We start from the raw sequence: 12,794 nt of genomic DNA on the forward strand, positions 1-12,794 counted from the left end.
TACAGTCCGCCTCGGGTTATCTGGCGAGATAGGCCGGGGGAACTGCATCTAGGGGTGACAGTGGAGGGACTTGTCATACCCTTTGTCGTGTAAGTGGGGACATTGGGCTGGAGAACACCATGAGGGCGTACGGGCACCAAAACGACGGCATCACTCGGGTGCCACATGAGGCCGAGTACCTGTTCGCCGCCGCGCGGAAGCTGCTCGAGGAGGAGGGGGCGACGCTCGGCAGCGTCGCGGACTGGATGACCCAGGAGGCCGGCCCGACCGTGTTCGGGCGCCCCTGGTCGCCGACCACGTTGCGGCGCCGACTCCGCAACCCTGCTGTCGCCGGTCTGCGCCGCAACGCCGAGGGCGAGTTGGTCGAGGGGCCCGCGGACCCGCTTCTGAGTAGCGACAGGTCCGAGGCTCGCAAGATGTTCGAGGCGTTGGACGAGTACTTCTCCAAGAAAGAGCGCGGCAAGGTGCCCCAGCACGTGTACCTGCTGTCGAGTGGGACGGCAGTGTGCGACCTGTGCGGCGCGGAGTTGGTATCGCGCTCCAGCTCCAAGGGCGCCCGCGGCTACATGTGCGAGGCCGAGGGGTGCGGGAAGATCTGGATCTCGGCGCCGCCGCTCGACGCATACGTCTCGGATCGGGTGCTGGCCAGGCTGTCGCGCCCCAACACGCTGCGGAAGCTCGCGGCGCTGCGGGACCAGGTCCTGAAGCAGGCCGAGGAGGCCACCCGCACGCTGGATGGACTGGACGCACGCAAGGAGGAGTTGTCCAAGGCGCTCGGCGCGAACGAGCTGACCGTCAAGGACTTCCAGGCTGCGAAGAAGGAGCTGGACCGGCTCAGGAGGTCCATGTTGGAGATCCAACGGCGGGGTAAGTACGTCGAGGCACTCCCGGAGTTGACCGAGGAGGGCCTGACTGAGTGGTGGCACAAGGCGGCGGGCGCGGAGCAGCGACGTGTGCTGGTGCAGCTGATGGTTGCCGAGGTGAGGGTTGAGCCCGCCGCACGGCGCGGCTCCAACAGGTTCGACGAAGAACGCTTCAATATCACGTACCGCTAACTTGCCTGACTCGCAGGGAAATTGCCTGCTCAGGGACGTCTCAGGACACTCTTATCAAATATCGAACAGATGTTTGCGCGTCTCTGATGGACCGGCATACCCTGACGCGACATCGCCCGGTAGCGCTACTGGCGCACGCCAAAGGCGTGTGCCACTCGAGCCGTCGCCGTTTCGGGTGGTGGATCACAGCGTGGGGTTGGACTCTGCGCATGGCCAGAGGAGTTGAAACGTGAAGGCGCGTGGCTCGTCGGCGAAGAAGGGTGCCGCCTCGGCGGCCGACGAGCGGGAGATGCGGGGCGACCTCACGCCGGGCCACAGAGATGAGGAGGGGTTCGATCTGGTGGCCGCATTCATCGCCCTGGGGGGCGGGGACGTTGAAGCTGACGAGCCCGTGAGGGTGAGCGGCTCTCATTTGCCTCCCGGATCCGTGGAGACAAAGTGAAGGTGCAGTGAGGTGCTCCTCGCCCCGGTCACCAACCACAGGGGGCCGGGCGAGGCCGCCTGCCTCTTCTGGTTCCTTTACGTAAAAGACTTGACGGCAGAAATCGTTGAAAAATAAAGTGATGTCATCACCTCAAAGAAATCCCTTCTTTGAGACCTCCTCAGAGTGCGAGCAGAGGGAGCGACATCGTGAGCGCCACCAGCACCACCACCAAGGCCGAGGTCCTGGATATCCCCCTCGAGCAGATCGAGCCCAACCCTGACCAGCCGCGCAAGTTCTTCGACGAGGCCAAGCTGAAGGAGCTGGCTGCCCAGTTCGAGGAGGTCGGCCAGCTCCAGCCGATCGTGCTCCGTCGGCCGAAGGGCAGGCGCAAGTTCCAGATCATCATGGGCGAGCGGCGCTGGCGGGCGATGCACCTGGTGAAGGACGCCGCCACCATCAGGGCCCAGGTCGTGAAGAGCGTCGACGACGAGCGCGCGTTCATCATGGGCATCTCCGAGAACGTCGGCCGCGCGGACATGACGCTCATGGAGGAGGCGCAGGCGTACGCGGACCTGGTCGGATTCGGGCACTCGGCAGAGCGCATCGCGGAGATGTTCGGCAAGACGCCGGACTACGTGAAATGGCGGATGGACCTTCTCAACCTGACGACCGACATTGCTGCTCTGGTGGCGGACGGGAAGATCAAGCCGGACTTCGCCTGGCACCTCTCCCGGCTTTCGACAGCGAACCAGAAGGCGGCCGTCACCCGGTACATGAAGGGTGACTTCAAGTCGGAGACCGACGCCTCCACGTTCGCGCAGGCTCTGCGGATGAAGGAGAAGCAGGAGGGCTTCTTCTCCGAGAAGGAGCTGTCGGAGAAGGAGAAGGAGGAGAAGGCCAAGGAGCGCAAGCAGGCCAAGGGCAAGGTCGACCACGTCGAGAGGGCCGGGACCCTCCTGGCAGAGCTGGCCAAGAAGACCCCGGAGGAGCTGGCCGAACTGTTCGAAGGCGAGGTCGGCAAGCACCTGGACGCGGTGGAGCGCGTACGCAAGGCAGCGGCCGAGGCGGCGAAGAAGCTTCGCAAGGCGAAGGCGATGTCCGAGGCGAAGCAGCTGGAGGTGCGCCCCGAGCTGGAGGTCGAGCCGGAGACGCAGGCCGGTGAGGGCGAGGCGGCCGAGGCCGCGCAGGAGGCGGAGGCCATGGCCGATGGCGATGTGGAGCAGGAGCCTACGGAGGCGGAGCTGGCCGAGGCCGAAGCGGAACTGGCGGAACTGACGACGGCGGCCGAGCAGGAGGCGGAAGAGTCTGCGGCGGCGGCCTGACGGGAAGCGGCTGGGCCCCCACGGGTTGGGGTGCCAGCCGCTTTTGCGTGTGGCGGGACGGGAGTTTCAGGCTGAGCGCTGAATCGCCGTAGCCGGGCCCTGATTCGGGTCCAGGACGACGGCTGCGATCCGGAACTCCGGGTTCAGTGCCGAGCAGATCTCGTCAAGCAGCTCGCGGCCGTCGTTCGCGGTGACCGTCCTTTCCTCGAAGGGCGTGGCCACCGCGACGGTCTGGCCGTCCGAACGATAGGTAGTCAAAAGCACAGCCTCGCCCGACTCTAGGTCCTGCACGGTGAGCGTCATGACGTTGGTGGATAGACGGGAGCCGCTGCTTGGGCGGGCGGCGCCGAACACTGCCGTGTGGCCGCCGTCGCGGCTGAGCAGCGCGGTGATCCGCGAAGTACGGATCGGGGGGTCGGGTTCGTACTCCAGCCCGCCCAGCGAATCAGCGGCCGAGGCACCGTTGCGCAGCCGCTCGGCCACCTGGGAAACCTGTTCGCCGTTGCCGAAGACCAACCAATCGTCGGTGGAGAGGGCGGCGGCGTAGTGCCGCAGCGGGTCGTGCTTGGTGGGAGCGAGCGGCCCCACCACCAACTCGTCGCCCTCCACCCGCAGCGCCCGGTCCTTGGACGCGGCGCTGCGGCCGGTGAGGAAGTAGCCGCCGAGGACCGCGCCCGACCGGGTCCGGGCGCAGAGCACGCCTCGCCCGGGGTATGGGTTCGAGGACAGGAGAGTCTTCAGGTCTGGCATGGATCAGGCTCTCTTCATGACTCCGAGCTCATCATTCAGAGCTCGTTGGTGGTAGGCAGCATGGTGAGCGGCACGTCCAGCCGGGCCAGCCGTTCGGTAGCACATTCTGCCGTCCACAGGTAGGCGCCCGTTCCGCCAGGTCGCCCACGAGGTCGCTCCAGAGCGGGACTGCCGTGCTCAACGTCGGTAACGGCTGAAGCGTGGGCCGGTGGCAGCGTGCTCATACTCCTTCGGTCTCCCAGGCGCAGCGCGCCACAGGGGAAGCCGCGGTCCCACAGGATCACCTTCAACGGCACGATTATCGAGACCGAACGGCGAACGCCTCGGGCACCACGCTTGGCACACGATCCGACACTGATGTAGCCGTGACTACCGGCCCAGGCCGCGGCGGATCGCCTGCTCGACCGGCGAGGTCCCGTGGTCTACGTCGTACGGCTCGGCCGGGTCCAAGGGCGGCTGGGCGAGGAACCGCGGCCGGGTACCGTGGTGCGATTGAGCGGCGTGTACCAGCAACGGGTGGCACAGGTAGACATCACCGGGCCGGCCAGTAGCGAAGGTGACCGGACGGTGCTCGGTCGCCGGTACGGCCCGCGTCGAGATGTCCATCATCGTCAGGCCGTCCTCGCCGTAGGGTGCCAGCAGGGGTGCCACGTCGAGGTGCGAGCCTGCCCGGATGCGGGTGGGCGCTTCGTTCTCGTCGATCTCGGAGAAGAGGAAGAGCATGAGCAGGGCCCGTCCCTTGGAGGCCACGTTGACGCGGTAGCTGAAGTAGTCGGCCGGGTCGGCATCGTCTTGGAAGCTCGCGTCGAGGTGCCATCCGTCGTCGCCGGGTGGCTCGGCGCTGGGAAACCGGATCGGAAACGTGCCGAGCCCGCCGCGTGGCGTCCAGCGGCCCGGCCCAACCAGCCGGTCGAACGCCGCGGTCAGCCGAGGGCTGTTGGCGGCGGTCCGAAACGGTCTTTCAGTATGCCCGTTGATTCTGATCACCGGCTTGGTCCAGGTGGCCGGGTCGTCGGGGTCGCATCCGGTCTCCCTCCAGAGGATCGCCCGGCACTCAGCGGCCACCTCCTCGGGGAACGCCTGCTCGACCTTGACGAAGCCGTCCTCGATGAATCGGGTGACCTGGTCGTCCGTCAACATGATCCCAGACTGCCAAGAGCCCACGGTCACACCAATGGCTTTTTTGCAGGAACATGCGCAGGAGACCGGGGCCGCTGGGCATACCGAAGCTGCCCACCCCTGCTAACTCACCCCTCATGAATAGCCGTCATTACCAACAGCACCGACTCCTACTGCCTGGCCCGCACCAAGGCGAACAGGCACAACGGGACGAAGTAGGAGACGGCTTCTCAACGTCGGACGCGATCAACACCAGGGAGGGTCAGCCGTCGCTACGAAGCGTGTTGAGGATGTGGGGCCAGGCAGCCGCCCCCAAGAGCGCGTCAGCTTCGGGTGTGCCTCCGTAGAGGAATTGCGGGGATGCCGACGCAAGGCTCTCGCCTGGAAGCCGCGGGCGGTGGCCGGCATCGTGGCGGGCGATCAGACGCACGGTGGCCCCGGCTGAGCGTCGGCGCCTGGCCAGTTGTCCGGCAAAGGGAAGGGACGGCCACATCGCGTCGTCGCCGCCTGCGACCAGCAGGAGATCGGCCCGGGCCTTGTCCGCGGGGATCTCCGCTGGAGGGAGCAGGTGAGCGAAGGTCAGCTCGCTGCGTTCGTACCATCCGCGGATGGCGACCGGCCCGTTGCCCGGCTCTGCGGGAGTCCAGGAATCATCCATCGGGATGAAAGGAAGCGCCTGCTCTCGCCACGTCCAGGATGATCGATAGGGGCGCTGCGCTCCGTCACGGCCTGGTCCCACGTTGCACCAGACGCGAGACGTGGGCGACAGCGCGATGACAACGTCCACGCGCTGATCGTGCACTGCCGTGAGCAGAGCTGCCTCAGCTCCCTTCGAGACGCCTAGGATGCCGATGCGTTCTGCGCCGTTCGTTTGGAGGAAGTCGACGGCGGTGGTGAAGGTCTCCAGGGGGATCTCGCAGATTCCTGGGGATTGCCCCGGCCCGCCGAACCAGCGGATCGACAAGGCCGCCATGCCCTGCTCGGCGAGGATGCGTGCTCTCTCCCGGTCGACGCGCCCGCTGGAACCCGCCAGAACCAGAACGCCGATATCGCTGCCGCAGGCGGGAGCGACCAGAACGCCTTCCCAGGGGTCGGTCAGCTCGCGCTCGATGACATCCACCTGGCCCACCTGTCGGTCCGTCTCAGCCTGTCAGCGCAGCCTAATCGGCTTTGCCGCTCCTCCCCGGACCGACCGCACCCGCCCCGCATAGCCGCCGAGAGCGGCAATCCCGCGGTCCCCAATGACGCCGCCCTCCGGGGCCACGTCAAGTCGCCCGATCTTCACCAACCGTCCACGGAATGGGGCAGGTTGGAGTCGCCTGGGCGGGGCCGCTGAATACCGGCCCTAGCCAGAGTGGTCGACTGTTGCAGGAACGGGGATGGAGTCGCCTGGGTGGAGTGGTGAGCGCCGACCGGTGGGGTGGGAGTGGGGTGGAAGTGGGGCGGCCCCGGGGGTGTTTGCCGAGTGCCCCCTGAACACACCTGCGATTAGTTTGACTTGACGAAAATAGATCAAGAAAAATAGAATTATATCACGCTATGACTTCGCAGGACGGGGGAGCGGCCACGCTGACGGAGTCGTGGCGAGAGCGGATGTGCACTGTCCGCTGTGCAACGGCATATCGGCCGCGTGAGGAGAAGTATGTTCGAGTTGTTCACGTATCGCTACCAGGGATTCGCGCCCGCTATGGGTGTCCCCGTGCGTATCACCCTGTCGCCGCCGCGGTGGACTTTGCCGTACCCCCTGGAGCATCAGGTGCGGGAACTGGCTCCCAGCCGGGCGTACTTCGGTTCGGCCCGGCCAGAGTTCGAGGCGGCATACCGCGCACAGCTGGACGAATACGGGGTCGAGGTGCTGGCAGCGCGGTTTCAGCAGATCGCGGTCGTCGGCGGGGACCTGCGGTTGGTGCTGCTGTGCTTTGAGGATCTCGCCAAATCGGGGGAATGGTGCCACCGCCGGATGTTCGCCGCTTGGTGGCAGGAGAAGACTGGAGCGCAGGTGAGGGAGCTTGGCCCGGTTGGACCGGCATACGAGCAAGGGGTGTTGATGTGAGCGGCGAGAGCCAGAGGCGGGAACGGCTGCAGGGGCCGGGGCGGCGCTGGGTGGACATGACGCGGGAGGACTTCGGGAAGCAGCCAGCGCCGAGGCCAGCGCCGCCTGGCCAGGGTGAGCTGTTCGAGGCGCCGCCCGTGCGGCCGAAGGTGCGACGGGTGGAGCCGGTGGCTCCGTGCCCATACGGGACGATCGACCTGATGAGCCTCGCGGACTTGGACGAGTAACCGCCGCGGGCCGGTCCGTTCGGCCGCGCGGCGTTCACTTCCTCGCACCGCCAGCATCTGTGGAGACAATTGAGAGTCTGATAGCGTTCACGTGTCGGTGAGGGCCCGCCCTTCGGGGCGGGTGCCGCCGCGCGCCGGTAGTGCACCTGGCAGCACGCCCCGCCCCCGGCGGGGAGGAGCCCGTTCGAGTCGGGCCCGGCGCTCGAGGATGTGTCCGCACGGGTATGTGGTGCGGAGCGCTCGTTCCCTGACGGAGCCAATCCCTCCAGGCGTCCCCCGCGCCCCCTGGTTCCCCCAGGCGGCCCGGCACGGCAGGCTTCAGCCCCCTGCCCCTCCGGGCCCACATCCCACCCCAGTTCCGTACAGGTCAAGGCGATGACGGGGAGGCCCGGTGTTCCACGGCTCGATCCCCGCTGACCTCCGCGCGATCATCCACGAGCACACCGCCACTTGGGCCGGACAGTCCGCGGACATCTATGTCGGCTGCTCGGGGAACTTCACCATCGAACGCGTCCTGCACGACTCCGGCTTCCGGCTGCACGGCTGCGATGTTCAGCAGTACTCGTCGGCGATCGGCTGGTACCTCGCCGGGCAGGAACTGCCCATCACGATCCGCCCCGAGTCGGCGCCCGAGCTCGCCTGGCTTGAGCCGTACCTGGACGGGAGGGCCGGGACGCTGGCCGTGGTGCTCCTCGGGTCCCGGTTCTTCCAGTGGATCGGACGCGACGACCACCCGTACTACGGGCGAATGCTCGCGGCGTACCGGCAGCAGTTCCCCGCCCTGCACGCCAGGACGGTCGCGAAGATCGAGGCACTGCCGTTGCGCCTGGACTCGTACTCGGCCATGGACGTGAACGAGTGGCTGGAGCACGTGGTCCCGACGGACGCTCCGGTCGTCGCTTTCCCGCCGTTCTTCGCCGGGGACTACGAGTCCCAGTTCGCTGCCCTGGACCAGCACTTGGAGTGGCCGGCACCGGAGTACCCGATGCTGGACGACGCGGCGAAGCAGACGCTGATCGAGCGGATCACCGACCGGCCACGATGGGTGCTGGGTCTCCACTTCGACGTCGAAGAGTTGGCCGGGCATCTGCGCGGTCAGGTGCAGACGGCCAACCGCGGGCTGCCGATCAACGTGTACTCGTCGGTGCCGCGGTCGCGGATCGTGCGGCCTCACCAGCGGCTGGAGATGGTGAAGGCGCCGCGTCTCGTACCAGGCCAGCAGCTGGGCGGCTCTTTATCGCTCGCTCCGCTCACGATGGGGCAGTTCGCGACGCTGCGCTCGCAGTACATGAACCACAACATCCGCCCCGGTACGCCGACGATGGCGCTCGCGGTTCTGGTCGACGGTGTGGTGGTGGGGACCTTCGCCTTCGCGTCACCGAAGTACGACCCGCACAACGTGTACCTGCTGTCCGACTTCCCCGTCGCCCCGACCTCATACGGGCGGCTGGCGAAGCTCGTGCTGTATGCGGCGTTGTCGACCGAGGCGCAGTTCCTCGCCCAGCGGACCATGAACACCCGCCTGACCCGCCTGAACACGACGGCGTTCACGCAGCGGCCGGTGTCGATGAAGTACCGCGGCCTGCTGCGCCTGCACTCCCGTAAGGACTCGACCGATCCGGCGTACCGCTACCAACTCGACTACGGCTCCGAGCTGGGCCGTTGGACGCTCGCCGAGGGCTACCAGCTGTGGCGGTCGAAGCACGGCCATGCCCAGGGACTCATGGAGGAGACGGCGCATTGAGCCAGCCACTGAAGCCCGAGATGGTGGAGGGCGACCCGCGTGAGTTGACGCTGCTGGACGTGAACGCCCGGTTCATGCGGCATGAGCAGTTCCAGCGCCTGGTCGCCAACATCCGCGAGGACGGGTTCCGCGTTTCTGATGCCGCCGTCGGCTCCTTCGCCGTCGTGCGTGTGGTCCGGCTCCAGCTCGCTGGCCACGGTCCCCAGCCGTGCGATCGGGCAGGGCCGTGCAGAAGCTGTATCAGCCCTGCGCCTCCCCGTGCCTACGCCTCGGACGACGGCTCGGAGGGAGCCAGACTACGGCTCCCGACCAGTTCCCGGTACCAGGCCAGTGCGTCGCGGAACTCCTTGCGGGCCGACTCCTCCATCAGCTGGTCCAAGGGGAAATTCGGTTGGCCGGTGGCTCGAATGGCGGTTCCGGTAACTGCGCTCATTCTGGACAGGAGTTCCTCCTTCACCACCTGATCAACCAGCACGGATTTCGAGTAGGTTGAGGTGAGGTCGATGGTCACTTTGGTGGGGATGCGGTGGCTCGGGTTGACGCCGATCCAAGCCGGCCACGCGTAGTAGCCGTCAAGACTGGGTGCACGAAATGTGCACGTAGCGGATCCCCCGGGGGAGACTGCGAACCACAGATCACCCCCTTCCGCCTCCCAGAAGGCCGCAAGGTCCCGGGCCAAACGGAGTTGCTGAGTACCTCCGTACTTCTCCAACACACCCCAGAAGAACTCGTCGGACTTGCCGTCCGCCACGACCGGCCCGCGAACGCTCGCTGACGGTGACACACCGTGGACGCGCGGCGAGAGCACCGAAACGCCGTTCGCCCCGCGGAACCTCGGCAGCTCGATCGCCAGCACGCTTGCCCCGTTGAGACTCCCGCTCAGGAACTCCACGATGACGCGAAGTTCGTCGGGGATGCGGTCGGCGGCGAAAAGCAGCCGCATCCTGCCCTGCTGGAGGTTCTGGCGTACTTCTCGCCAGAACAGTTCCGGGTCTCTGTCGGCAAGCAGGTCCACGTACGCCTGCTCGGGCTCAAGGCCGCGCTCCCGCCAGGTCTGCTCGAAGCTGAGCCTGAGGGTGTCCTCGGACCAGTACCGGGCTCCATTGGCGGCGTAGTCGAGCATCTGACCCACGACCTCACGACGTATGCGGGTGTCGCTCGCCCGTTTGACCTCAACGAGGGTGGGCAGCGCCTCTGAGTCGACGAAGAGATGATCGAGACTCAGGCCGCCGACACTGTCGTCACTCAGCGGCGTGGGCATCTCCTGGCGTACGAGCACGAGGTCAGGGGCCTCGGCGAGAGGACCGCACGCCAGCACCTGTGGGTACTCCGCGATCAGGGTCTGAAGCTCTGCTTCGTCCTCGTAGGGGGTGTGCTCCATGCGCGCCACACCCGCATTGATGAGGTAGACGGGATCGGTGGACAAGACTCCCCCTGTTGAACGGTTGTTCGAAATCCGTGTCGGTGTGCACCACACGTGACTGGTCTGGGCTTGATCGTGGCACAGGGCTCTGACAGTCACTCTCCCTTTGGCGAGCAAGCCAACCGTCCAACGCCATAGGGCCGTTAGGCTCCGCCGGTGACGACACCGGTGAACCCGCATACCAACGCCCACCCGGACGCCGCCGCCTTCCGAGATCCGATCGCGCTGGCCACCTCGCTCGCGCGGATGGGGCCGGCCGTGCGGGCTCGTACGCGGGCAATCACTCGGCATCACGCGATGCTTCTGCGGACGCGTATTCAGCGCAACGCATCCGGACGCCCGGGCCCGAACGTGATCACGGGCGCGTACCGCGCGTCGTGGGATGTGAAGGTCACCGTCAGCGAGGGCCGGGTGACGGCGGTGGTGTTCACGGAGGCGCCGCAGGCGCGGCGGCTGGAGTACGGCTTCGTCGGTGTCGACCGGTTGGGCCGTCAGTACCGGCAGCCGCCGTATCCGCATATCGAGCCCGCCTTCCGGCAGACGGAGCCCGGCTACCTCGATGCCCTGGCGAAGGGGGTGCTGGGGTGAGCCCTCCGCGGTTGCCACTGACCCGTGTGCTGCTCGACGTGCTTGCGGCGGGCACAGGGCGGCCGTGTGGCCTTGGCGTACTGCCGCGGGCCGGGTCTGGCGAGCCCGCAGCCTTCCCCTACGCGATCCTCGACAGCCTGTCTGGGGAGTTCTCCGGTCCACCGATGGCCGACTGGCATGCAGATGCGGTTTGGACGTACCAGGTGACGAGCGTGGGCGAGCGGGCCGACCAGGTGCAGTGGCTCGCCGACCGGGTGCGTGAGGTGCTCGTTGGCCGCGCGGGCGACGGCTGGCTCTGGGAGCTCCCGGTCGCCGAAATCGTGGTTATAGACCGAGAATTGACCGCTGACGCTGGCGGGGGACCCGTTGACGGTTCCCAGGGCGATATCGTTACCTACGTGCAGCGGTTCGCGATCACTGTGAGCCCTGCTTGATGTTCTTCCTCACCGCGGAGGTCCTCGCGGACGCCCGGCCCGTCGGCCCGGCGGTCCCCCTTCAGGACCTCAAGGGGCGGTGACTTCCAGCGAGTCGCTGCCTCGGAAGCGGGAGCGGCACGCCCATGTCCCAGTCCCAGCAGCGTTTCATTCGGCGCGGCGTCACCAAAATTCTCTGGCTCAACACGATCCACGCCGAGTCCAGGATCCCGACCAGGAACGAGCTGTCCGCGCCGAACGCCACCGAGCTGACCAAAGCCATCTCCGACGTCGAGGGCTGGTCCCTCACGAACGAGGCCATCGAGACGCCCGACATGGCGACCACGTTCACCAGCTCCATCCCCGGCGAAGACAAGGCGGAGAACTCGTCTTTCACCTTCTACGAGGACAAGGTCAACGACGACATCGAGCAACTCCTGCCCAAGGGAGCCGAAGGCTTCGTGGTGCTCCTGCGCAAGGGCGATGTGCCGGGCTCGCGGTCGATGGACGTCTTCCCGGTACAGGTCGCCTCGCGCAGCGCCCAGTACTCCACCGGCAACGAGGCCGCGAAGTTCCAGGTCACCTACACCATCACCGCGCCGCCGGTACTCGATGCCACGGTCCCGCCCAAGCCTCCGGCTCCCGCCCCGCTGCCCAAGCCCGTCGACGGTGACGAGAGCTGTGAGGACGACGAGCACGCCAACGTCACGGTCGTCACCGCCGCGGCCGTGACCGAGCACGAGCACGGTGGTCACTGAAGTGGCCGCGGCGCGGGCCACCGAAGAGCGGTGGGCCGAGAAGATGCGGCGGCTACGGGAGCGGCCGTCGGCGCAGCGCACCTTGCGGGTCTGTGACGACGAGCAGGCTCGGCGCGAGGCGAAGCTGGCTGACGAGGCGCTGGCGCGGGCCCGCTACGTCGCAAAGTCTCATCCCGAGGACGAGGACGTAGCGCGCAGGATCCCGGAGCTGGAGCGGGCAAAAGCCAAAGCGCAGGAGGCCCTGGCGGCTTCGTCGGTCACCCTGACCTTCCGTGCGTTGCCCCGCCCGGTGCTGGAGGAGCTGATCGCCGCGCATCCCCCGACGAAGGAGCAGGCGGCCGAGGACGCAGCGTTCAACCCGGACAGCTTTCCCGCCGCGCTCGTGTCCGCCTCATCCGTGGATGGAATGAGCGAGACGGAGGCCGAGGAGTTGCTCGGCTCATGGCCGACCGCTGAGGCCAACGCGTTGTGGGAGGCGGCCTGGCAGGTGCAGCAGGTCAACCGGGCCGATGTGGTGGCCGACGTGGGAAAAGGCTGAGCGCGGATCCGCAGCTGCGGGCCGAGCTGGAGCTGTGCGACCGCTGGGGCATCCCGCACTCGCAGTTCCTGGGCGGGGACGGCCGGTGGAGCGATCTGGACCGTGCCAAGGCCCTGGCGTGGCGATCGTGGCAGCACAGCCTGTGCCCGGAGTGCCGTACGCAGCTGGAGGAGTGGGACCCGGCCCGCGGTGGCGATCCGCACGCATACGTGACCGACACCGTGCGCTGCCCCGGCTGCGAGCTGGTCGAGCAGGAGCGCGACCAGGTGCCCGACGGCCGGCCCGGATACGGCGTGAAGATCCAGCTCCTGCCCCGTGAGGCGTACGCGCGGCTGCACCCCACCACATAAGGCACGTAAGGCACGACGAGAAAGGACCGG

14 protein-coding genes and 1 tRNA gene are annotated in these 12,794 nt (G+C 67.2%); 11 read left to right on the forward strand and 4 right to left on the reverse strand.

Annotation, left to right across the window (positions count from 1 at the left end; all coding sequences use genetic code 11):
• The first annotated feature begins 119 nt into the window (after window positions 1-119).
• The 3 genes from ACSMXV_RS18900 to ACSMXV_RS18910 all read left to right on the forward strand — a co-directional run bounded on the left by ACSMXV_RS18900 (window position 120) and on the right by ACSMXV_RS18910 (window position 2,801).
• A complete protein-coding gene (locus tag ACSMXV_RS18900) occupies window positions 120-1,055 on the forward strand; it encodes a recombinase family protein (protein WP_473178732.1) in 936 nt (311 codons plus the stop codon).
• Window positions 1,056-1,284: 229 nt separating this feature from the next.
• Window positions 1,285-1,497, forward strand: coding sequence for a hypothetical protein (locus tag ACSMXV_RS18905; RefSeq protein ID WP_473178733.1), 213 nt, complete (start codon window positions 1,285-1,287; stop codon window positions 1,495-1,497).
• A 188-nt stretch (window positions 1,498-1,685) separates the two neighbouring features.
• Window positions 1,686-2,801, forward strand: coding sequence for a ParB/RepB/Spo0J family partition protein (locus tag ACSMXV_RS18910; RefSeq protein WP_473178734.1), 1,116 nt, complete (start codon window positions 1,686-1,688; stop codon window positions 2,799-2,801).
• Window positions 2,802-2,867: 66 nt separating this feature from the next.
• Here ACSMXV_RS18910 and ACSMXV_RS18915 read toward each other — a convergent pair whose 3' ends face one another.
• The 3 genes from ACSMXV_RS18915 to ACSMXV_RS18925 form a co-directional block, all read right to left on the reverse strand.
• Window positions 2,868-3,551 (reverse strand): IMP cyclohydrolase, encoded by a 684-nt coding sequence (locus ACSMXV_RS18915; RefSeq protein WP_473178735.1) that lies wholly within the window; start codon window positions 3,549-3,551, stop codon window positions 2,868-2,870.
• A 369-nt stretch (window positions 3,552-3,920) separates the two neighbouring features.
• Complete coding sequence (locus tag ACSMXV_RS18920; protein ID WP_473178736.1) at window positions 3,921-4,691, reverse strand: phytanoyl-CoA dioxygenase family protein; 771 nt, start codon at window positions 4,689-4,691, stop codon at window positions 3,921-3,923.
• Window positions 4,692-4,932: 241 nt separating this feature from the next.
• Window positions 4,933-5,790 (reverse strand): acyl-CoA thioester hydrolase/BAAT C-terminal domain-containing protein, encoded by an 858-nt coding sequence (locus ACSMXV_RS18925; RefSeq protein WP_473178737.1) that lies wholly within the window; start codon window positions 5,788-5,790, stop codon window positions 4,933-4,935.
• A 522-nt stretch (window positions 5,791-6,312) separates the two neighbouring features.
• Between ACSMXV_RS18925 and ACSMXV_RS18930 the strand changes: the two genes are divergently transcribed.
• The 3 genes from ACSMXV_RS18930 (at window position 6,313) to ACSMXV_RS18940 (ending at window position 8,694) form a co-directional block, all read left to right on the forward strand.
• On the forward strand, window positions 6,313-6,723 hold the full coding sequence (locus ACSMXV_RS18930) for a hypothetical protein (RefSeq protein ID WP_473178738.1): 411 nt from the start codon (window positions 6,313-6,315) through the stop codon (window positions 6,721-6,723).
• A 358-nt stretch (window positions 6,724-7,081) separates the two neighbouring features.
• Window positions 7,082-7,153, forward strand: a tRNA-Gly gene (locus ACSMXV_RS18935).
• Between the two features lie 188 nt (window positions 7,154-7,341).
• Window positions 7,342-8,694: a putative antirestriction adenine methyltransferase gene (locus tag ACSMXV_RS18940; protein WP_473178739.1), complete on the forward strand. Its 1,353-nt coding sequence runs from the start codon at window positions 7,342-7,344 to the stop codon at window positions 8,692-8,694.
• A 262-nt stretch (window positions 8,695-8,956) separates the two neighbouring features.
• Here ACSMXV_RS18940 and ACSMXV_RS18945 read toward each other — a convergent pair whose 3' ends face one another.
• Window positions 8,957-10,075: a hypothetical protein gene (locus tag ACSMXV_RS18945; RefSeq protein WP_473178740.1), complete on the reverse strand. Its 1,119-nt coding sequence runs from the start codon at window positions 10,073-10,075 to the stop codon at window positions 8,957-8,959.
• Between the two features lie 198 nt (window positions 10,076-10,273).
• On the opposite strand from ACSMXV_RS18945, the gene ACSMXV_RS18950 reads away from it, so the two are divergent.
• The 5 genes from ACSMXV_RS18950 (at window position 10,274) to ACSMXV_RS18970 (ending at window position 12,764) form a co-directional block, all read left to right on the forward strand.
• Complete coding sequence (locus ACSMXV_RS18950; protein ID WP_473178741.1) at window positions 10,274-10,705, forward strand: HK97 gp10 family phage protein; 432 nt, start codon at window positions 10,274-10,276, stop codon at window positions 10,703-10,705.
• Between the two features lie 26 nt (window positions 10,706-10,731).
• Window positions 10,732-11,139, forward strand: coding sequence for a hypothetical protein (locus ACSMXV_RS18955; RefSeq protein ID WP_473178742.1), 408 nt, complete (start codon window positions 10,732-10,734; stop codon window positions 11,137-11,139).
• 125 nt (window positions 11,140-11,264) lie between these two features.
• A complete protein-coding gene (locus ACSMXV_RS18960; protein ID WP_473178743.1) occupies window positions 11,265-11,876 on the forward strand; it encodes a phage tail tube protein in 612 nt (203 codons plus the stop codon).
• Window position 11,877: 1 nt separating this feature from the next.
• Window positions 11,878-12,414, forward strand: coding sequence for a hypothetical protein (locus tag ACSMXV_RS18965; protein ID WP_473178744.1), 537 nt, complete (start codon window positions 11,878-11,880; stop codon window positions 12,412-12,414).
• A gap of 209 nt (window positions 12,415-12,623) precedes the next feature.
• Complete coding sequence (locus ACSMXV_RS18970; protein ID WP_473178745.1) at window positions 12,624-12,764, forward strand: hypothetical protein; 141 nt, start codon at window positions 12,624-12,626, stop codon at window positions 12,762-12,764.
• Window positions 12,765-12,794 lie beyond the last annotated feature (30 nt).

The organism is Streptomyces sp. DSM 42067 (assembly GCF_055792885.1).

What these genes read in the sequence shown, in the direction of transcription:
- ACSMXV_RS18900 (WP_473178732.1), top strand. Translation starts at nt 120, where the DNA reads ATGAGGGCGTACGGGCACCAAAACGACGGCATCACTCGGGTGCCACAT.
- ACSMXV_RS18915 (WP_473178735.1), bottom strand. Translation starts at nt 3,551, where the DNA reads ATGCCAGACCTGAAGACTCTCCTGTCCTCGAACCCATACCCCGGGCGA.
- ACSMXV_RS18920 (WP_473178736.1), bottom strand. Translation starts at nt 4,691, where the DNA reads ATGTTGACGGACGACCAGGTCACCCGATTCATCGAGGACGGCTTCGTC.
- ACSMXV_RS18930 (WP_473178738.1), top strand. Translation starts at nt 6,313, where the DNA reads ATGTTCGAGTTGTTCACGTATCGCTACCAGGGATTCGCGCCCGCTATG.
- ACSMXV_RS18945 (WP_473178740.1), bottom strand. Translation starts at nt 10,075, where the DNA reads ATGGAGCACACCCCCTACGAGGACGAAGCAGAGCTTCAGACCCTGATC.
- ACSMXV_RS18960 (WP_473178743.1), top strand. Translation starts at nt 11,265, where the DNA reads ATGTCCCAGTCCCAGCAGCGTTTCATTCGGCGCGGCGTCACCAAAATT.